At 62.8% G+C, this 18,939-nt stretch carries 20 protein-coding genes and 2 pseudogenes; 11 read left to right on the plus strand and 11 right to left on the minus strand.

Annotated elements, in window-relative coordinates:
* Positions 1 to 76: 76 nt before the first annotated feature.
* From ACQCSZ_RS16960 to ACQCSZ_RS16970, 3 genes are read right to left on the minus strand one after another with little or no spacing between them, the layout of a single operon-like run.
* Positions 77 to 898: a cytochrome b/b6 domain-containing protein gene (locus ACQCSZ_RS16960; RefSeq protein WP_427004872.1), complete on the minus strand. Its 822-nt coding sequence runs from the start codon at positions 896 to 898 to the stop codon at positions 77 to 79.
* Positions 898 to 1,467 (minus strand): hypothetical protein, encoded by a 570-nt coding sequence (locus ACQCSZ_RS16965; protein WP_427004873.1) that lies wholly within the window; start codon positions 1,465 to 1,467, stop codon positions 898 to 900. The genes ACQCSZ_RS16960 and ACQCSZ_RS16965 overlap by 1 nt, the downstream gene beginning before the upstream one ends.
* A 5-nt stretch (positions 1,468 to 1,472) precedes the next feature.
* Entirely contained in the window at positions 1,473 to 2,402 is a 930-nt protein-coding gene (locus tag ACQCSZ_RS16970) for an electron transfer flavoprotein subunit alpha/FixB family protein (protein ID WP_427004874.1), read from the minus strand.
* Between ACQCSZ_RS16970 and ACQCSZ_RS16975 the strand changes: the two genes are divergently transcribed.
* The 4 genes from ACQCSZ_RS16975 to ACQCSZ_RS16990 are packed head-to-tail and all read left to right on the plus strand — an operon-like array spanning position 2,390 to position 4,043.
* Positions 2,390 to 2,956 carry a CoA-transferase gene (locus ACQCSZ_RS16975; protein WP_427004875.1) on the plus strand — a complete coding sequence of 189 codons (567 nt, stop codon included), beginning with the start codon at positions 2,390 to 2,392 and terminating at the stop codon, positions 2,954 to 2,956. The two genes, ACQCSZ_RS16970 and ACQCSZ_RS16975, sit on opposite strands and share 13 nt — an antisense overlap.
* Positions 2,883 to 3,287 (plus strand): nitronate monooxygenase, encoded by a 405-nt coding sequence (locus tag ACQCSZ_RS16980; protein ID WP_427004876.1) that lies wholly within the window; start codon positions 2,883 to 2,885, stop codon positions 3,285 to 3,287. The genes ACQCSZ_RS16975 and ACQCSZ_RS16980 overlap by 74 nt, the downstream gene beginning before the upstream one ends.
* Positions 3,251 to 3,787 (plus strand): nitronate monooxygenase, encoded by a 537-nt coding sequence (locus ACQCSZ_RS16985; protein ID WP_427004877.1) that lies wholly within the window; start codon positions 3,251 to 3,253, stop codon positions 3,785 to 3,787. Before ACQCSZ_RS16980 ends, ACQCSZ_RS16985 begins: the two co-directional genes overlap by 37 nt.
* A 10-nt stretch (positions 3,788 to 3,797) precedes the next feature.
* Positions 3,798 to 4,043 carry a hypothetical protein gene (locus ACQCSZ_RS16990; protein ID WP_427004878.1) on the plus strand — a complete coding sequence of 82 codons (246 nt, stop codon included), beginning with the start codon at positions 3,798 to 3,800 and terminating at the stop codon, positions 4,041 to 4,043.
* Between the two features lie 92 nt (positions 4,044 to 4,135).
* Here the strand turns inward: ACQCSZ_RS16990 and ACQCSZ_RS16995 are convergent, their stop codons facing one another.
* The 3 genes from ACQCSZ_RS16995 to ACQCSZ_RS17005 are packed head-to-tail and all read right to left on the minus strand — an operon-like array spanning position 4,136 to position 7,297.
* Positions 4,136 to 5,287 (minus strand): acetyl-CoA C-acetyltransferase, encoded by a 1,152-nt coding sequence (locus tag ACQCSZ_RS16995; protein WP_427004879.1) that lies wholly within the window; start codon positions 5,285 to 5,287, stop codon positions 4,136 to 4,138.
* A 13-nt stretch (positions 5,288 to 5,300) separates the two neighbouring features.
* Positions 5,301 to 6,104, minus strand: a complete 804-nt coding sequence (locus ACQCSZ_RS17000) for an SDR family oxidoreductase (protein WP_427004880.1) — start codon at positions 6,102 to 6,104, stop codon at positions 5,301 to 5,303.
* Positions 6,101 to 7,297: an acyl-CoA dehydrogenase family protein gene (locus ACQCSZ_RS17005; RefSeq protein WP_427004881.1), complete on the minus strand. Its 1,197-nt coding sequence runs from the start codon at positions 7,295 to 7,297 to the stop codon at positions 6,101 to 6,103. Before ACQCSZ_RS17005 ends, ACQCSZ_RS17000 begins: the two co-directional genes overlap by 4 nt.
* A 109-nt stretch (positions 7,298 to 7,406) precedes the next feature.
* Between ACQCSZ_RS17005 and ACQCSZ_RS17010 the strand changes: the two genes are divergently transcribed.
* The 4 genes and pseudogenes from ACQCSZ_RS17010 to ACQCSZ_RS17025 all read left to right on the plus strand — a co-directional run.
* Complete coding sequence (locus ACQCSZ_RS17010; RefSeq protein ID WP_427004882.1) at positions 7,407 to 8,264, plus strand: enoyl-CoA hydratase; 858 nt, start codon at positions 7,407 to 7,409, stop codon at positions 8,262 to 8,264.
* An 11-nt stretch (positions 8,265 to 8,275) separates the two neighbouring features.
* Positions 8,276 to 9,454, plus strand: a complete 1,179-nt coding sequence (locus tag ACQCSZ_RS17015; protein WP_427004883.1) for an acyl-CoA dehydrogenase family protein — start codon at positions 8,276 to 8,278, stop codon at positions 9,452 to 9,454.
* Positions 9,451 to 10,437 carry an acyl-CoA dehydrogenase family protein gene (locus ACQCSZ_RS17020; RefSeq protein ID WP_427004884.1) on the plus strand — a complete coding sequence of 329 codons (987 nt, stop codon included), beginning with the start codon at positions 9,451 to 9,453 and terminating at the stop codon, positions 10,435 to 10,437. Before ACQCSZ_RS17015 ends, ACQCSZ_RS17020 begins: the two co-directional genes overlap by 4 nt.
* A gap of 141 nt (positions 10,438 to 10,578) precedes the next feature.
* Positions 10,579 to 10,674: pseudogene (locus ACQCSZ_RS17025) on the plus strand (acyl-CoA dehydrogenase family protein); the annotation flags it as partial.
* Between the two features lie 21 nt (positions 10,675 to 10,695).
* Here the strand turns inward: ACQCSZ_RS17025 and ACQCSZ_RS17030 are convergent.
* Positions 10,696 to 11,438 (minus strand): annotated as a pseudogene (locus ACQCSZ_RS17030) (SDR family NAD(P)-dependent oxidoreductase).
* Between the two features lie 215 nt (positions 11,439 to 11,653).
* Between ACQCSZ_RS17030 and ACQCSZ_RS17035 the strand changes: the two are divergent.
* A complete protein-coding gene (locus ACQCSZ_RS17035; protein WP_427004885.1) occupies positions 11,654 to 12,529 on the plus strand; it encodes a CoA transferase subunit A in 876 nt (291 codons plus the stop codon).
* Complete coding sequence (locus ACQCSZ_RS17040) at positions 12,519 to 13,286, plus strand: CoA-transferase subunit beta (RefSeq protein WP_427004886.1); 768 nt, start codon at positions 12,519 to 12,521, stop codon at positions 13,284 to 13,286. The genes ACQCSZ_RS17035 and ACQCSZ_RS17040 overlap by 11 nt, the downstream gene beginning before the upstream one ends.
* 183 nt (positions 13,287 to 13,469) lie before the next feature.
* Here ACQCSZ_RS17040 and ACQCSZ_RS17045 read toward each other — a convergent pair whose 3' ends face one another.
* Entirely contained in the window at positions 13,470 to 14,690 is a 1,221-nt protein-coding gene (locus ACQCSZ_RS17045) for an acetyl-CoA C-acetyltransferase (protein WP_427004887.1), read from the minus strand.
* A complete protein-coding gene (locus tag ACQCSZ_RS17050; protein WP_427004888.1) occupies positions 14,690 to 15,553 on the minus strand; it encodes an SDR family oxidoreductase in 864 nt (287 codons plus the stop codon). Before ACQCSZ_RS17050 ends, ACQCSZ_RS17045 begins: the two co-directional genes overlap by 1 nt.
* Before the next feature lie 797 nt (positions 15,554 to 16,350).
* On the opposite strand from ACQCSZ_RS17050, the gene ACQCSZ_RS17055 reads away from it, so the two are divergent.
* The gene (locus ACQCSZ_RS17055; RefSeq protein ID WP_427004889.1) at positions 16,351 to 17,562 is read left to right on the plus strand and encodes an NADH:flavin oxidoreductase/NADH oxidase; all 1,212 of its coding nucleotides are present in this window, start codon (positions 16,351 to 16,353) and stop codon (positions 17,560 to 17,562) included.
* Positions 17,563 to 17,628: 66 nt separating this feature from the next.
* Here ACQCSZ_RS17055 and ACQCSZ_RS17060 read toward each other — a convergent pair whose 3' ends face one another.
* Positions 17,629 to 18,075 (minus strand): nuclear transport factor 2 family protein, encoded by a 447-nt coding sequence (locus ACQCSZ_RS17060; protein WP_427004890.1) that lies wholly within the window; start codon positions 18,073 to 18,075, stop codon positions 17,629 to 17,631.
* Positions 18,072 to 18,842: a hypothetical protein gene (locus ACQCSZ_RS17065; protein WP_427004891.1), complete on the minus strand. Its 771-nt coding sequence runs from the start codon at positions 18,840 to 18,842 to the stop codon at positions 18,072 to 18,074. The genes ACQCSZ_RS17060 and ACQCSZ_RS17065 overlap by 4 nt, the downstream gene beginning before the upstream one ends.
* Between the last annotated feature and the right edge of the window lie 97 nt (positions 18,843 to 18,939).

An 18,939-nucleotide genomic window follows, 5' to 3' on the forward strand; every position in this document is an offset into this window, starting at 1 on the left:
GGCCGGGAACCAGCCGTACCCAGCCTAAGCCTTTAGTCAACCAGCGAAGTAAAGCCAGTGCTGTTCGCGGTCCCTGTCACCGGGATGATGCCATCCTATTGGCGAGTACGTTCCCTGGGACAGGCCATGGGCGTCCGTGCAGAGGCCATGATGGAGCAAGCCGCAGGTTCCGAGGAATCCTCGGAACCTGCGGCTTGGGAATATTCGATGAATAACTACGGTCTATCGACCCACCTTGCCAAAAAGCGAGGCAATGGGAGCAAGAACCAGCGGACGAGCTGCAAGCCAGCCGGCGGCAATCACCGACAACGAGACGAAGAAGATCCAGAATCCGTACCAGTTGACCACGTCCTGCCCGGCCATACATATGGTTCAGGTTGCGCAGGGCCCCGGTCGATAGCACCAGAGCCACATGCACGATGGTGAACCCGACAAAGTAGAACATGACGGGCAGGTGGATCGCTCTTGCCACCTCTATCGGATAACCCTTGCTTGGCCGCTCGGCCTTGCCGGGCCAGGCTCCCGACATCCTGAAGCCAGTGATCGCTGCCAGGGGCGCCGCGACAAAAATGGTGACGAAGTATGCCAGAACCTGCAGGCTGTTGTAATTTACCCAGCCATTCTCGGTGGGCCAATCCAATGAGGCGTACTGCAGTGCAGAGGAAAGCGCGTTCGGGAAGACCTCCCAGCTCGTTGGGACGATCCGCATCCATTGACCGGTGGCAATCAGCAGGAGAACGAATATCGCGCCGTTGGCCAGCCACAGAATGTCGAGTGACTGATGGAGCCACAAATTAATGCTGATCTTCTTGGGGCTCTTACCCCAGCGGGCTGTCCACGTTGCCGGCGGGCGACGCTGCGTGCGCACCTGCCAACCCGACCGGATAATCAGCACCATCAGGAACATGTTGAAGAAGTGCTGCAGGCAAGCCAGGCCGGGAATCCCACCGGGGCGCCCTGCAGCAGCTCGGTCTCGCCCGGGTAGCGCGCAAGGAAGCCCTGCACCGGTTCCAACGTGACCAGCCATCGGGCAGCAAATACGCAGACCGCCAGCGCCGCAAGCAGCACCGAGCCCAACATGGCAAGACGCCCGAGCCTGCTGCCTCGTAGCTTCTCGAATATGCCGGGTTCGCGAACCTGTGACGGGCTGTCCACCGAGACCTTGTCCCCGGAGGCCGCAACCATGCTCTGCACGGCATGTTCCGCAACGGGTTCGACTGCTGCCACCGTTGCTGGACCCTGGTCGACCGTCAGGGTTGAAGAAGCACCGGCGGATTCCGTCGGACGCGGCAGCCCTCGCCTGCGTGCCGTTGGCGCGACGGCACCCGGGCCCGAGCCGGCATCCCCATCGGGGACGGCAGCACTGGCTTCCGCGGCGACCTCCACTTCGGGTTGTTGGGCGGCAGCCTTCGATTCGGTTCCCGTGGCATTGGCATCCGGAATGCGGGGAAGACCCTGTCTGGCCATAGTCCCTAGCCTCGCTTCCCTTCGATGGCCGCGACCAACTGCGGCACCACCGTGAACAGGTCTCCCACAACGCCGAAGTCTGCAATCTCAAAGATCGGAGCATCGGGGTCCTTGTTGATCGCGATGATGGTCTTAGATGTCTGCATGCCGGCACGGTGTTGAATTGCTCCCGAAATACCTAGGGCAATGTAGAGCTGCGGAGCCACGGTGACACCCGTCTGGCCGACCTGCATGGCTTGCGATATGTATCCAGCGTCGACTGCGGCACGCGAAGCACCCACGGCCCCGCCCAAGGCATCGGCAAGGTCCTCGACCAGCGTGAAGTTCTCTCCCGATCCGAGTCCGCGGCCACCGGAAACCACGATCTCCGCGCCGCGTAGTTCCGGTCGTGAAGATGCAACCGCGGTTTCCTGGTAGGAACTGACAAGTGCATCGGGGGCTCCGGAAGCCGCTACCTGCAGCACCTGGATCTGGGGCGGCTTGGCCTCGGCTCGCAGATCTGAGGCTCCTTGGCGCAGCGTGATGGCCAACGCGCCAGCGCTCGCCGCGGAGTCGACAAGATATGCGCCGCCATAGACGGAGTGGTGGGCAAGGATGCCCTCCTCGTCCCTGGAGATTCCCACAGCGTCAACAGCCAGTGCGGAGCCGGATCGGGCCGCGAATCGGGCAGCGGCATCCCGACCTCGAATGGAATTGGCGGTCAGCACTGCTTCGGGACTCACCAAAGCAGCAGCCGCCGATAGTCCGTCAACGAATGGTGCGATCACGGCTGTGGCCAGCTGTTCAGACTCCGAGATCAACACCTTCTCGGCACCCAGGGCGGCAAGTTCGGCTCCAAGCCGTTGTGAACAGCCCGGTGGCGCGCCTGCCAGGGCAACCGCGGTGCCCACTGTTGACGCGGCCCCTGGGAGATGTTCCGGCCGTGGGCGAGCCAAGCACCCAGGCCTCGGGCTATCTCCCCTATCGGGAGCTCTTTGAACTAATTGCCGCCGGACGCCGCCACGTGGTGATGGGAGCGGCCCAGCTGGACCGACAGGGCAACCAGAATCTCTCTGCCATCGGAGCCCATGAGCGGCCGCACCGCCAACTGTTGGGTGCCCGGGCCGCGGCCACCAACACGGTTAACCACGCCACCAGCTATTGGATTGCCAAACACAACCGACGCACGCTGGTTGAACACGTCGACTTCGTCACGGGTGTCGGCCCTGCGCGGGCCAAGGCCGCCGGCTTATCGGCATCACGTTTCCATCGGCTTCACCGGGTGGTGACCAACCTGGGGGTCTTCGACTTCAGTGGGCCCGATGACAACATGGCGCTGATCACCCCGCACCCCGGCGTGAGCCTCGCCGAGATGCAGGACGCCACCGGGTTCCCGGTGCACGTTTCCGGTCCCACCGGCACCACCCGCCTGCCCGATGAGCAGGAGCTACGACTCATCCGCGCGGTCCTGGACCCGTCGGCCCGCAGAGAAGAAGAGGTTTCCCCGTGAGCACCGAGACCGCATTCGCACACCGCTGACCGAGCTCACCGGCGTCGAGCACCCCATCGTGCAAACCGGCATGGGCTGGGTTGCCGGCCCCCGCTTGGTCACGGCCACCGCCGAGGCCGGCGGCCTTGGCATCCTGGCCTCGGCCACCATGACCCTGGCCGAACTGGAACAGGCAATCGTGGAAACCAAGGGCCGCACGGAAAAACCCTTTGGGGTCAACCTGCGGGCCGATGCCGCCGATGCCATGGACCGGGTCAATCTGCTCGTCAAATATGGTGTGAAGGCGCTTCCTTTGTGTTGGCCCCCAAGCGCGAACTCATTGACAAGCTGAAGGAACACGGCGCGGTGGTGATCCCGTCCGTCGGTCTGCCGCGCCATGCCGAAAAGGTCGCGTCCTGGGGCGCGGATGCAGTGATGATCCAGGGCGGCGAGGGCGGCGGGCATACCGGTGCCACGCCAACCACGTTGTTGCTGCCCACGGTGCTGGATGCCGTGGACATTCCGGTGATCGCCGCCGGCGGTTTCTTCGACGGCCGCGGACTGGCCGCGGCACTGTCCTATGGTGCCGCAGGCATTGGCATGGGTACGCGGTTCCTGCTGACCAACGACAGTGCGGTACCCGACCCTATCAAGACGCGCTACCTCGAGTTCGGGCTTGATGGCACGGTGGTCACGGCGAAGGCCGATGGCATGCCGCACCGCTTGTTGCGCACCGAATTTCATCGATGGGCTCGAGGGCGGGTCCCCGGTCGGCCGCCTGGTGGGAACAATGCGCCGCACAGCCCAGTTCAAGGGCCTGTCCGGACAGTCTTGGGCGGCGCTGGCACGTGACGGGCTTTCCATGAAGCGCAGCAGCGGACGCAGCTGGGGGCAGATGATGCTCGCGGCCAATACCCCCATGCTGCTCAAGGCGGGCTTGGTTGACGGGGATGCCCGAGCCGGAATGCTCGCCTCCGGCCAGGTCGTCGGGGTCATCGATGACCTGCCAAGCTGTGAACAGCTCATTGACAGGATCATCGACGAGGCCGCTGAACGGCTTGCCGCCGCCGCGCGGACAGTGGACGCCCCCAAAGGTGCCGCCCGCTGAGGCCGGGCAACGAACGACACCCGCAGCTGACCGGCGCCAGCGGCTACTCGGAGACGGGCGCAGCGGCCGGCCATGGACTTGCCCGAGAGGCCTTAGAGACGTTCAATAATGGTGACGTTGGCCTGCCCGCCGCCCTCGCACATCACCTGCAGGCCATAGCGGCCCTCGGTGCGCTCAAGTTCGTTGAGCAGCGTGGTCATCAGGCGTGTACCGGTGGCACCGATCGGGTGTCCCAGCGCAATGCCTCCGCCATTGACGTTGAGTTTTTGCTGGTCAATGCCCAGCTCGTGGGCCCAGGCAAGCACCACGGGAGCGAAGGCCTCATTGCATTCGAAGAGGTCGATGTCTTCAACCTCCATTCCGGCACGTTCCAGTGCATACCGGGTGGCCCGGATGGGGCCGGTCAGCATCCAGACCGGGTCATCGGCACGCACCGAGATGTGGTGAATGCGCGCGCGGGGGGTCAACCCCTGTTCGTCCACCGCCTTCTGCGAGGCAATCAGCATGGCGCTGGCCCCGTCGCAGATCTGCGAGGCGACCGCGGCGGTGATGCGGCCACCCTCGCTCAGGGTGTCCAGGGAGGCCATTTTTTCCAGGGTGGTCCCCCGCCGAATGGTCTCGTCCTGCTCCAGCCCCGCCAGTGGCACGATTTCCGCCGCGAAGCGTCCCTCGTCGACCGCTTTGGCCGCACGCTGATGGCTCTGCAGGGCAAACCGCTCCATGCTTTCGCGGGAGATGTCCCACTTTTCGGCGATCATTTCCGCGGCACGGAACTGGGAGACCTCCTGGTCCCCGTAGCGCGCCAGCCAGCCCGGGGACTCGGCAAAGGGGGTGGTGAACCCAAAGTCCGCGCCGGCAATCATGGCCGCGGAGATCGGAATGGCGGACATATTCTGTACGCCGCCGGCTATGATCAAATCTGCCGTGCCGGACATGACGCCCTGCGCGGCAAAGTGCACGGACTGCTGGCTCGAACCGCATTGCCGGTCGATGGTGACGCCCGGGACGTGGTCCGGCAGCCCGGCCACCAGCCACGCGGTGCGGGCGATATCCCCTGCCTGCGAGCCGAGGGTGTCGGTGCATCCGAAGATGACATCGTCCACCAGACCGGGGTCAATCCCGGTGCGTTCCACAAGTGCGGAGATCACGTGGGCGCCAAGATCGGCCGAGTGGATCTCGGCCAGTGATCCGCCGCGACGCCCCACCGGGGTGCGCACCGCATCAATAATGTAGGCTTCGGTCATTTTCTTACTCCTTTTATGCCTGCTGGCTGCTGACGGGGACGACCTCGCCGGTCATGTACGAGGAATAGTCGCTGGCGAGAAACACCATGACGTTGGCGATTTCCCAGGGCTCGGCGGCCCGGCCGAAGGCCTCACGCGAGGTGAGCTGTTCCAGGAGTTCTTCGGAGGTGACCTTGGCCAGGAACGGGTGCATGGCCAGGCTGGGTGCCACCGCGTTGATCCGGATGCCGTGCGGTGCTACGTCGAGGGCCGCCGAACGCGTAAGTGCCATGACTCCTGCCTTGGCCGCCGCATAGTGCGCCTGTCCTTCTTGGGCTCGCCAACCAATGACGGACGCGTTGTTGATGATGGTGCCCTTGGTCTTGTTCTTGACCATGCGGCGGCTGGCCGCGCGCACGCTGCGGAAGGTTCCAGTCAGCGTGACATTCAGGACCTTGTCCCACTGGTCGTCTTCCATCTCGAGGATGGAAGCGGTGCCTCCCAGCCCCGCGTTGTTGATCATGACATCAACCCCGCCGGCGGCCTCGGCCACATCGAGTAGCGCCTCAACCTGTTCCTCGACGGTGACGTCGCAGACCGCGTAGCTCACGCGCTCGGTGCCGAACTCTGCGCCCAGCTCCGCAGCGGAGGCCTCAAGGCGTCCGGCATGCGTGTCCCCGAGGACGACGAGCGCCGCACCTTCTTCGAGGCAGCGGCGGGCGGCTGCGGCACCGATGCCTGCACCTGCCGCGGCGGTGATGACCACCCGGCGGCCCTGCAGCAAACCGTGGGCTGCAACATACCCGGGGACTGGTTGCGCAATGCGCTTGGGAATCATACGCGCGCCTCCTTGGGCAGGCCGAGCACACGCTCGGCAATCACATTTCGTTGGATCTCATCCGAGCCGCCGTAGAGGGTGTCGGCTCGGCTAAAGAGGTAAAGGGCCTGCAGCTCGTCGAGCAGATAGGGGGCCTCGGCAACCGTCAGCCCACCGGCGCCGGCCACGACCATGGCAAGTTCGCCCAGCGAGCGGTGCCATGGGGCCCAGAGCAGCTTGGTGATCGAGGCTTCAATGCCCTGCTCACCGCTGAGCGTCCGCAGCCCATGCATGCGAAGCATGTCCAGGCCCATGTGCGCCTGCACGATCCGGTCCTGAATCAGTGGATCGTTGATCGCACCGTTGCTACGGGCCAGGTCGGTGATCACCTGCAACTCGCGCTGGAACGCAATCTGCTGGGCGAGGGTGGAGACCCCCCGCTCAAAGCCCAGGGTTCCCATGGCGACCGACCACCCGGAACCGGGTTCACCCACCACAAGATCCGCATCCGTGCGGGCCCCGTCGAAAAAGACTTCGTTGAATTCCGAAGTGCCGGTCAGCTGGATGATCGGCCTGATCTCCACGCCCGGCTGGTCCATGGGGACCAGCAGGTAGGAGAGCCCCTGGTGCCTGCGCGAACCGGCCTCGGTGCGCGCAATCACGAAGCACCAATTGGCGGTGTGTGCCAGGGAGGTCCAGACCTTCTGCCCGTCGATGACCCACTGGCCGTCTTCCTGGCGAGCGCGGGTGGACACGGCGGCCAGGTCCGATCCGGCGCCCGGCTCGGAATAGCCCTGGCACCACAGATCCTCCACCGCGATGATGCGCGGTAAGAATCGTTTTTGCTGTTCCGGGGTTCCGAAGGCGATCAGGGTGGGTCCGAGCAGCTCCTCGCCGAGGTGGTTGACGCGGGCCGGGGCGTCGGCCTTGGCATATTCCTCGTGGAAAATCACCTGTTGCTGCAGGTTCAGCCCCCGCCCGCCATGCTCCTTTGGCCAGCCAACGCAGCTCCACCCGTGGGCAGCCAGGTGGCGGTTCCATTCGAGGCGTTCCTCGAATGCCTCGTGCTCGCGGCCCGAGCCGCCCAGGCCGCGTAAACGCGCAAACCGTCCGACGAGGTTGGACTCGAGCCATTGGCGGATCTCCTGCCGAAATTCGTCGTCTTCCACTGAATAGGTCAGGTCCACGAAATCCCCTTCGTTCCCGGTTTCCATTGATCACAAGGTCGAACATCGCCTATGCTAGCAAACCAAGCACTTGTTTGGTTAGTGTTGGAGCTGAGGAGTTGCTCAGCGGATAAGCGAGACAGGAAGGGAGGCAACGATGGCAAACATCGATTCCGAAGCGGTCGTGACATATGAAGTACGCGGATCCACGGCGATTGTGCGGCTGAACCGGCCGGAATACCGAAACGCGCAGAATTCAGAGATGACCTACGCACTGGACGCCGCGTTCACCGCGGCCGTCAACGATGATGCGGTCAAGGCGATCGTCCTGGCGGGCAATGGCAATCACTTCAGCGCCGGACACGACATCGGCACCCCGGGGCGGGACGTTGACCAAAGCTTTGAACGCAAGGCTGTGACCTGGTGGGACCACGTCGGCGCCGAGGGGGTCGACGCCCGCTTCGCTCGGGAATCCGAGGTGTACCTGGGCATGTGCCGACGCTGGCGCGAAATTCCCAAGCCGATGATCGCCATGGTCCACGGAGCGTGTATTGCCGGGGGGCTGATGCTGGCCTGGTCCTGTGACTTCATTGTCGCCAGTGAGGATGCATTCTTCTCGGATCCAGTGGTGCGCATGGGGATTCCGGGTGTCGAGTACTTTGCCCACCCGTGGGTCATGAACCCCCGCGCGGCCAAGGAACTCCTCTTCACCGGCGACCGTTTCTCGGCCCAGCGCGCCCACGATTTGGGCATGGTAAACCACGTGGTTCCCGGCCCGGAGCTGGAAGGCACGGTGCTGGCCATGGCCGAACGCATTAGCTCCATGCCGCGGCTGGGACTGGCCTTGGCCAAGAAGGCGGTCAATCAATCGGAGGATCTGCAGGGCATGCGTGCCGGCATGGACTCGGTGTTCGGGCTGCACCATGCGGCCCACGCACACAATGCGGAGGTCGGCAGAGATTCGCTGGCGGGAATGGGAGCTCAGAGCATGCGTGAAGCGGCGGCAAAACAATGAACCCGGAAACCATGAATTTGGATCTAACAAGCGATCAAGTCGCCTTCGCGGCCCAGGCGCGGGCCTGGCTTGCCGAGCACGTGCCAAGTACACCGCTTCCCTCCATGGACACCGCCGAGGGCTTCGCCGCGCACCGCGAGTGGGAAACCGAACTGGCCCGTGGCGGCTGGTCGGTGGTTTCCTGGTCCAGGGAATTCGGTGGCCGTGGCGCCGGACTGATCGAGTGGGTGCTCTTCGAGGAGGAGTACTACCGGGCCGGTGCGCCGACCCGCGTGGCACAAAATGGCATCTCGCTGCTGGCCCCGATCCTCTTTGAACACGGCACCGAGGCGCAGCGCGAACGCTTTCTGCGCCCGATGACCGATGGCTCGCTGGTCTGGGCCCAGGCCTGGTCGGAACCGGGTGCCGGCAGTGACCTGGCCGCAATCCGCAGTACCGCGCGCCGCGATGAAGCGCGGGGCGGTTGGATCCTGAACGGCCTGAAGACGTGGAGCTCGCGTGCCCCTTGGGCCGATCGCGGCTTCGGCCTCTTCCGCAGCGACCCCGACGCCCAGCGGCACCGCGGACTGACCTATTTCCTGTTCCCCCTAAACGCCCCAGGACTTACCGTCCGGCCCATTGCGCAGCTTGACGGAACCACCGGATTCGCCGAGCTCTTCTTCGATGACGTATTCGTTGCCGATGAGGACGTCCTGGGTGCCCCAGGCGATGGATGGCGCGTGGCCATGAGCACGGCGGGCAATGAGCGCGGACTTTCGCTGCGCTCCCCGGGACGCTTCTGCGCCGCCACGGATCGATTGGTCAAGCTTTGGCACACCCACCAGGAGCACGATCCGTTCGCCCGGGATGCGGTCATCGACGCATGGATCAAGTCGGAGGCATATCGGCTCTACACCTGGGGCACCGTCAGCACCCTGCAGGATGGCGGGGACGTTGGCGCCGAAGGCAGTGTGAACAAGGTCTTCTGGTCCGAACTGGACATTGCATTGCACGGCACCGCGCTGTCCCTGTTGGGCCCGGCAGCCGAATTGCGTGGGGCCGAGGCGGTGTCCGGCGGCCGCTGGGTGGATGACTACATCTTCTCCCTCGGCGGACCCATCTATGCGGGCACCAACGAGATCCAGCGCAATATCATCGCAGAACGTCTACTTGGCCTGCCGCGTGGCGGCGAGGGAAGGAAAGTGTCATGAAATTCGTGATCAGCGACGAGCAACAGGCCTTGGCCGATGCCATCGACCAGGTTATTGAAAGTGCCGGTGGCACCGGCGTTGCGCGCCAGTGGGCGGCCGGCGAACTGGGCGCCGGCCGGGAACTTTGGGCGCACTTGGCCGAACTGGGGCTGATGGGCCTGTGCGTCAATGAGGCCGATGGTGGCATGGGCGGCACGGCGGTGGATCTAGTCGTCGCCTTTGAACGGCTGGGCTACCACGCGGCACCCGGGCCCTACCTGGAATCGGCGGCACTGCTGCCGGATCTGGTACCCGGCTCGGTCCGCGACGGCATTGTGGATGGTTCCTTCATCGCCACCGCCGTGATTCCCGGTCTGCTCACCTACGCACTGGATGCCGCAGCCAGCACCCACAGCTACATCGTGAATCCGGATTCCATCACCCGGGCCCAGGCCGGAACCGGTATGCCGTCCATTGACGAGACGCGCACCCTGAGCGAGCTTCACGCCGTGGATGCCGCCAGTGCGGTGGACCCCACGGCGGTGGCCCTGGCCATCGACCGGGCCACCCTGGGTTGTTCCGCGGTGCTGTTGGGCGCCGGTGAACGCCTGCTCGTAGAGGCAGTTTCGTATGCGAAGGTCCGTCAACAATTTGGCCGCGCGGTCGGCGAATATCAGGCCCTGAAACACCAACTGGCCGATGTCCGCATCGCCCTGACGTTTGCCCGCCCGCTGATCAATGGTGCGGCACTGGACCTGGGCAGCCCGGCAGGTCCACGCAGCGTCTCGGCGGCCAAGGTCGCCGCAGGTGAGGCGGCGATGCTGGCGGCCCGCGTGGCCTTGCAGGTCCACGGAGCCATTGGCTACACGCAGGAACACGACCTGAGCCTGTGGATCACGCGCGTGCATGCACTGATCGGTGCATGGGGCACGGCGCGCTATCACCGCGACCGCCTGGCTTCCTTCATTCTTGCCCCTTCCGCCCTGTTGGCCCCGGTCTCGTGAGGGCACCATGGATTTCTCATTGACAGAAGAGCAGCAGGAGCTTTCCAAGACATTGCACGCGGTATTGCAGCGCCATGCTGACTCCGCGGCTGTGCGTCGGGCACCGAATCCGAGATCGGCTATGGCCGGGAATTGTGGCGGTTGCTGGCGGAAGAAGTTGGTGTAGCTTCGCTGGCCATCCCGGAGGAATATGGTGGCGCTGGCTGCAGCTGGATCGAAACCGGCCTGGCGGTGTACGAACACCGCCGAGGCGCCCGGCTAAGCAGTCGAGCCTCCGTCTACGACGGAATCTTGGCCGGTGCAGTAGCTGCTGGCATCACTGGCCAAGAAGGCAAGCATTGTGGAAATCTCTCGCGGTTTCCCGACCCGAGGAATCGGATTCTGCGTAATCATGCCAACACCCGCTCGGGTGTCAGCATCGCTCATGTCCGTGTCCACTGCACCCGGGCAGATGGTGTTAACCCTGATGCCGTACTCGGCGTATTCGCGAGCAACCGATTTGCCAACCCACGCAGTCCCCACTTCGAGGCCACGTATGGCGCACGATCCCGGTAGCCTACGATCCCGGCGGTCGACGACACGTTGATTATTGATCCGCCGGCCTTCCGCATAGCAGGAAGCACTGCCTGCATCCCCAGAATCGGACCCACAAGATTGATATTTAGGGTTCTGCGCAGCTGCGCTTCGCTGGTTTCCGCCAACAATCCCACCGGCGCGATGCTCGCATTGTTCACCAGCACATCAACCCGACCGAATCTCGCCACCGCCGCGTCAATGACAGCGGTCCAATCGGCAAGCGAGCTCAAGTCGTGCCTCAAGGCAATGGCATTGCTGCCCAAAGAGCCGGCAAGTTGGTTCACGTCGTCAAGTTCAAGGTCCGTGAGCACTTGTTGAGCCCCGAGCTCATGCAGCAGCCGGGCATGGGCTTGCCCCTGTCCACCGGCGGCACCGGTAATGAGGATGACCTTGCCTTCTAAATCAATGATGGGGGTAGTTTTCATGAATTTTCCTCCAGAGCTTTCGATATCTGTTTAGCGGACCATGGATGTGCTCGCTCGTCCATGCGAGTCTTCCGGCTTGAATACTGACTCGAGCAGGTGGCCCCATCCCAATCCTGATGGCCGGTGGGCCCCTGCCGGACTTCGTCCGAACATGCTAGCCTTGTAACCAAGCGAGCGCTAGGTTTGTAACCATTCTGAGAAATGAGGATCACCATATGCCGGATAAGCGAATAGAACTCAGTGATGCGGTTGCATTTATTGAGTCAGGAATGACCATCGGCATCGGCGGCTGGGGATCGCGCCGCAAGCCCATGGCGATAGTCCGCGAGCTGCTACGCAGTGACGTCAAAGACCTCACCGTTGTTTCACTTGGCGGCCCGGATGTCGGCCTACTCGTGGCCGCAGGCAAGATACGCAAGCTCATTTATGGCTTCGTCACCCTCGACAGCATCCCGCTTGACCCACTATTTACTGCTGCGCGCGAACGCGGAGAGCTTGAGCTGCAGGAATATGACGAGGGAATGTTTGTCACCGGGCTTCGAGCGGCAGCAAATCGACTGTCCTTCCTGCCCACCTTGGCGGGCATGGGCTCGGACGTGTTGGCCGCAAATCCACACCTCAAGACCATTAGATCGCCGTATTCGGATGATGAGTACGTAGCCGTACCAGCCATCCACATGGACGTCGCATTGATTCATGCGAACCGCGCCGACACCGCTGGAAACATTCAGTTCTTGGGCCCCGATCCTTACTTCGACGATCTCTACGCCATGGCGGCAACCCGCACCTTTGTCAGCACCGAAAAGATCGTTCCCACCGAAAACTTGCTTGATGAGGGTTCGTTCCACACCCTAATGCTCAGCCGCATGTACATTACCGGCGTCATTGAAACGCCGAAGGGTGCGCACTTCACTACCTGCGAACCGGATTACGGTCGGGACGAGATCTTCCAGAAGCACTACGTCGCTTCGGCAAAGGATCCCGAGGCCTGGGGAGCGTTCACCTCCGAATTCCTCGAGGGTGACGAAGCAGCCTTCCAAGCGGCAGTCGAACGTTTCCATGCAGAAAAGGAGAAGACAAATGTCCAATGACATCACTATTGCAGAGATCTGCGTGGCAGCTTGCTCAGATGTCTACCGCGAGTCCGGCGAAATCTTGGCCCACGCGGTGGGCATCGTCCCCACCATTGGTGCGCGCCTAGCAAAGCTCACCCATTCCTCCGATATCATCCTCAGTGACGGTGAGGCATTCATGATGAGCGAGCCCCCGGCGCTGGGTAGGTCAGCGGCTCATGGCGGAACCATCGAGGGCTGGGCGCCGTTCAGCCGCATCTTTGACATTGTTGCCACCGGACGACGCCAGAGCATTATGGGCGCCAGCCAAATCGACAAGTATGGCAACCAGAACATCTCGCTGATCGGCGACTGGAACAAGCCAAAACGCCAGCTCATCGGCGTCCGCGGCGCCCCGGGCAATACAGCTAACCACCGAGTGGATTACTGGATTGCCCGGCACAGCGCCCGACTGTTTGTTGAATCGGTGGACATGGTTTCCGGCGTAGGTAACGACCGCGCGAGGGCCGCCGGGCTCAAGCATCACCACCTGGGCGTCATTATCACCAACCTGGCCGTGCTGGACTATGACCAGAACGGCCGGGTTAAGGTGCTCTCGGTGCACCCGGGCGTAGATCCACAGGAAGTCACCGACAACACGGGTTTCCCGCTGGATGCTTCCACGGCCCCGGCAACCCGTCTTCCGAACGATGAAGAGCTGCGGCTCATCCGTGAAGTCATCGATCCACACGGGGCCCGCAACCGCGAGGTTCCGGTGTCGCAACCTGTAGGTTAGTCAGGACATCGCCGTGGCCGGAGCGGGCGGCTAGTAGTCACTCGCCCCGGCCACTTGCATGCCAGCGGCCAGCACCCACCAGTGCTTTGACCATATTCATTCTGAATACAAAAACAGCGTGTGCCGCGAGATGTTGGTCCCGCTGCACACGCTGTTCGTATAGTGGGCCATGCCCACCTTGAGCTAGCTCAGCCGCTCCAGCACCAGGGCCATTCCCTGCCCGCCGGCGACGCACATCGCCTCAACGGCGAACTGTTCATCGCGTTCCTGAAGGGCATGGATCGCGGTGGTGGTCATCCGCGCACCGGTCATACCGAACGGGTGACCCAGCGCGATGGCACCGCCATTGACGTTCACCTTCTCGGGGTCGATGCCGATGTCGTCGATGGACGGCAGCACCTGGGCCGCGAAAGCCTCATTGAGCTCCATGATGTCCATGTCCGAGATCGACATCTTCGCATTCGTCAGGGCCCGGCGGACGGCTTCGACGGGACCGAGTCCCATGAGTTCCGGGGTCATGGCAGCGACACCGGTGGAAACGATCCGAGCCAACGGCGTCAGCCCCAGGTCGGAGGCTTTCTTGTCGCTCATGATCACCATGGCTGCGGCACCGTCATTCAGCGGGCAGCAATTGGCCGCCGTGACGGTGCCATGCTCGCGGAAGACTGGCTGCATGCCAGCCAACTTCTCCAGCTGCACTCCGGCACGTGGGCCGTCATCGGTGGAAACCACCGTACCGTCTGCCAGTGTCACCGGAGTAATGTCTTTGGCCCAGAAACCCCGGGCCGTGGCGGCTTCCGCACGATGATGGCTGCGCACCGCCCACTCGTCCTGGGCCCCACGGGAAACGCCACGCAGCTGCGCAACGTTCTCGGCGGTGTCCCCCATGGCGATGTAAATATCCGAATGTTCACCCTTCAACCGCGGATCGCTCCAGCGCGCGTCGGGGTCGGCGGCCAAGGCCGCGGTGCGTTCCATCGCCGCAAGGAATGCCGGGTTCTTGGTATCGGGCATGCCATCGGATTTTCCGGCACCAAAGCGCGAGACTGTTTCGACACCGGCCGAGATGAACGTGTCGCCTTCCCCTGCCTTGATGGCATGGAATGCCATCCGTGTGGTCTGTAGGGAGGATGAGCAATAGCGATGCACCGTGGTCCCCGGGACGGTATCAAGTCCAAGCTGCATGGAAACCATGCGTGCGATGTTGTATCCCTGCTCGCCCGCCGGCTGGGCACATCCCATCATCAGGTCATCGATGGTGTTCGGGTCGAGCCCGGGTACCGCGCCGAGTGCTGCCCGCACCATCTGGGCCGCGAGATCGTCACCTCGCATTTCCCGCAGCGAACCCTTGAATGCTCGGCCGATCGGCGAACGGGCCGTAGAAACAATTACTGCCTCGGTCATCAGTGTGCTCCTTCTACTTCTAGCTCAAGTGGCTTGAGGGAATCTGCATTGGGGGTGTGGGCCAGGAATGCTGGCCATTCGCCGCCGCCGTCGACGTCAAGGACGGCCCCGGTGATATGGCTGGATTGCGGGGAAGCCAACAGCACGCAAGCTGCACCGATATCGCCGGGGGATGCCAATCGCCCGCGCGGAATGGTTGCCGCAACGCGTGCGTAGCTTAGTTCATCACCGTAGTGATCAACGGCGCCCTCGGTGGCCACAAGTCCACAGCTGACTGCGTTCACGCGGATATGCGGGGCCCATTCCACGGCCAAGCTGCCGGTCAGGCTTTCCAGGGCAGCCTTCGCGGCGCCGTAGATGGCGGTGCCAGGGCTTGGGCGTCGGGCGCTGATCGAGGTGATGTTCACGATCGAGCCGCCCTGTTCTTGGCGCAGCATGATTGGCTGAACCGCGCGGGCCACATGGGCCGCGGAGAGGAAGTTCAATTCGGTGATGGCCTGTTGGTAGCGAGCCGAGCCCTGCTCGAACCGTCCGAAGGGGGAACCCCCGGCATTGTTGACCACGACGTCGATCCGCCCACGGCGCTCCACGATTTCGGCGACCCAGGCCCGCACCTGGTCATCCACGCGCACATCCACCTGGCTGAAATGTACGGAGGAGCCACCCGGAATTTCTCCCGCCACCACTTCGGTGCGTCCGCAGATTTCCACTACGGCGCCAGCATCGAGGAATGCTTGGGTGATGCCTGCGCCAACACCGCGGCCACCACCAGTAACGAGTACTACCCACCCCTTGAGGTCAATGACGATCGACATCGGTTCCCTGCCCTTCTTCACGACGGCGGGATTGACCGTAATCGCCAACCCAACGTTCTTGAAATTTATGCCTAGTTAAAATTCGGGTATGCACGCGTTCGGGTGCCCGTGTGGCACCTCGGCTCAAGCCGAATGTCACTATCCGGGAGCTGCCACCGACCCGCGACGCGCTTCGCAGCTCTCGGATCGGAGTAATCTTCCCTCGTCGGATTTTCGCTTGTCCGGTTCCGTGGTGCACGCAATACCGCAATTACCATTCGCATCGGGTGTCACCTGCCTCCGCCGACGGGCCAAGGCCCTTGAATGACGCCTACACTTACCCTCATTTTCAAAGGTAGACCACTCAACCAAACGCTTGCTACATATAGCATATGGCTTTCACGCTCTATTACCAAGCATGCGTTAGTTTGGTATTCGTTGGGCATGCCGGGTCGAGGGCGGCTCGGTGACCACTTAACGAACACGGTTCCGGCATTCTGGCAAGTCCTCACCACAACTCACCGCGCCAAGCGCACCAACCAAAATGCCGGGTCCGCTATGTTATGATGAACCATAGGACAACCTCATCCAGCGAATTCACCCGCATTCATTTGCCCTCATAGGAGCGACGGTGCGCAATTCCTCACCGAGACCAGGCTGTCCTCGCCTTCTTGGTCATCGCCGCAGGCTGTGTACTGGCCTCGCTCCTGGCATTCTCACTTCCCGCAACGCAGCCTGGCCCAGGCCGGCCCCTTTGCGCCACTCCCCGCCTGGGGCCCACCTCGACTACCGCACATGAAGCCGGGATCAGCTTCCGTATGGCAAGGATGTCCCAGAACCAAACAAATGCTTGGTAGAGTGCGATCATGAATACTGATGCGGTCACTGCAGACACCGAGGCACGGGCGCTCTTTACGCCACTGACCATTCGAGGCACCACGCTTCCACTGCGGGCAGGTGTTTCACCCATGTGCATGTATGCCGCCACCAACGGCATGGTCAGCGACTTTCACCTTGCACACCTGGGGCGCTTCGCCCTCGGTGGCGCTGGCTTGGTCATCGTTGAAGCCACGGCCATCGAAGCACGCGGCCGGATTTCCCATCACGACTTGGGGCTCTGGGACGATGTCCAGGTCGAGGGAATGCGTCGGATCGCGGGATTCCTTGAAGTCAGCGGTTCGGTCCCGGGCATCCAGCTCAGTCATGCCGGGCGCAAGGCCTCGGTACGTGAACCGTGGCGTGCAGGTGCCCCATTGGATGAAAGCGATGCCGCCCAAGGACTCGCTCCCTGGCAAACAGTTGGCCCTTCCGCAATTCCTGCAGGCCCCAACTGGCCGCTGCCTCACGCCATGGATGAACAGGAAATCGGTGAGTCCATCCAACAGTGGGTTGCAGCCGCCACACGTGCAGTCGAGGCAGGTTTCCGCTTCATCGAACTCCATGGCGCTCACGGCTACCTCCTGCACTCTTTCCTTTCCCCGGTGTCCAATACCCGAGCCGACGCCTACGGCGGCAACGCCGAACGACGAATGCGCTATCCGCTTGAGGTCATCGGCGCCATCCGTGCAGCGCTGCCCGGGAACGTCATCCTCTCCTACCGCGTCTCGGCAGTAGACGGAGTCGCGGAAGGCGGACTAGCCATCGATGACATCGTTGAATTCGCTCAGCGTGCAGTCGACGCAGGTGTCGACGTCATCGACACCTCCTCGGGCGGCATCAGTGCCGACCGTTCTACCGACACCCGCGTGCGCAGAGGCTTCGCATTCCATGCCGATTTCGCCCGAGAACTCAAGGCTCGAACCAATGCCGTCGTGGCCTGTGTTGGGTTCATCATCGACCCGGAACAGGCAAGCCGCCTGGTCGAAGAGGGCGACACCGACATTGTGCTTTTAGGTAGGGAAATGCTGGATAACCCCAACTGGGTCCATCATGCCCGTCGCGGCCATGCCGGCGACGAATTCGAACACTGGGACCGGCGTTTCGGCAGCGCGCTGGAACCACGTCAACACTCGCTGCGGGCGCTTGCCGCGTCCGGGGAGACACCCCTGACGCGCTTCGCGCAATACACAGAGGCATAGGAAAACGGATCCCGGCAAAAGTCGGGATCCGTTCCCCATGCTTGGCTCTGATACGAACCAGCAGGACTAGGTGGCGAAGAGTTCGCGCGCCGATTCGTTGCCGGTCAACAGGCGGTTCTCCCGCTTCGACACCCGCCAGCCGCCACCTGTACGGACGAGAAACCAGCGGTTGGAACTCACGCGTTCTGCTGTCCACGGTTCCGCACGCCGCACGAAAACCAGTGAGTGGTTTGTGGCAACCGCGGTATCACCGTCAATGCGTACCGAAGGCGCTGTCAACACATGGGCGCAGCCGGCTTCCATGTAATCGCGGTGGGTTCCAAGATCGACCAGTCCAGCCAACTCCGCATGTTGCAGCGTGGTGGTGTCAAAACTATAGGTCCCTTCCGGGGTCCACAACGCCTCAATCGCCGCACCATTTCCGGAATCCGCGTACGGCCCGTAGCTGGCAATCAGGTCAACGATCTCGGCGCGGTCTTCAAGGGCCCGTAGGCGTTCTTCAATGCTATTCACCAGTCCCTCCAAGGAACGATTGTGCTCAGGGTCGAGGCAAACAGCACCTCACCCACTTGCGTTGGAGCATCAGCTTCGGCGCCGAGTCTTCGTTCCGTCTCACGCACCGCGGCTCCGGTTTGCTCCGGCTCCCCGTCAAGGTACAGCAGGCGAATGCGCAGTTCCCCAGGCTGGTGCATCACGGTATCTGCAAAGGGCAAAGTGGTGTGCCGCTGTGCATGGCTGAAGGAGAAGGTCCATCCGCCGGCCACCCCGTCCAGCTCGAGCAACTCCGGCATGAGCAGGGTGTCTTCCCACCCAAAACTCCTGTGGGCTTCTAGACAGTGGGGCTGCGCATACCGGGTCAGCGTAATATCTATTCCGCGGTTGGGTCGGTAAGGCAGTACATCCGGGCCGACCAGTACCCGCGGTGCGGAGTAGCCCTTGACCGGGCGAAAGAACGCCAGCAGATGCCGCTCGACTCCGGGGATGATCGGTCCGCGCCCCCACTGGAACGAGGCTTCCCCCAATCGGTCCCATTCCGCGACGCTTTCATCGACCGGAGAACGGAACCAGTACATCGCCACGAAGTCGGTTCCCTCAAATGCCGGATCAATCTTCGAAGGGGTTGCGGGCTCCGGGACTCGCATCCAGCGATCCCCCCACGCCACGCCGGGTAGCGCGAGATTCTCCGGGCGGTGATCCAGTTGGTGCCAGCGATTGTACGCACCGTGCAAGGAAGGGTCGTCCAGTCCAACGAACGAGAAGAATGCAAGATCTGAAATCATCGGGTCCTGTCTTTGGTGTTGCCGTTCACGTGCGGCAACCTCCCACGGATTCTTTGCTTCCATCGTCACCGGCTGGGGCAGCCCACCGCGCGCAAAT

The organism is Pseudarthrobacter sp. H2 (assembly GCF_050157045.1).
GTDB lineage: Bacteria > Actinomycetota > Actinomycetes > Actinomycetales > Micrococcaceae > Arthrobacter.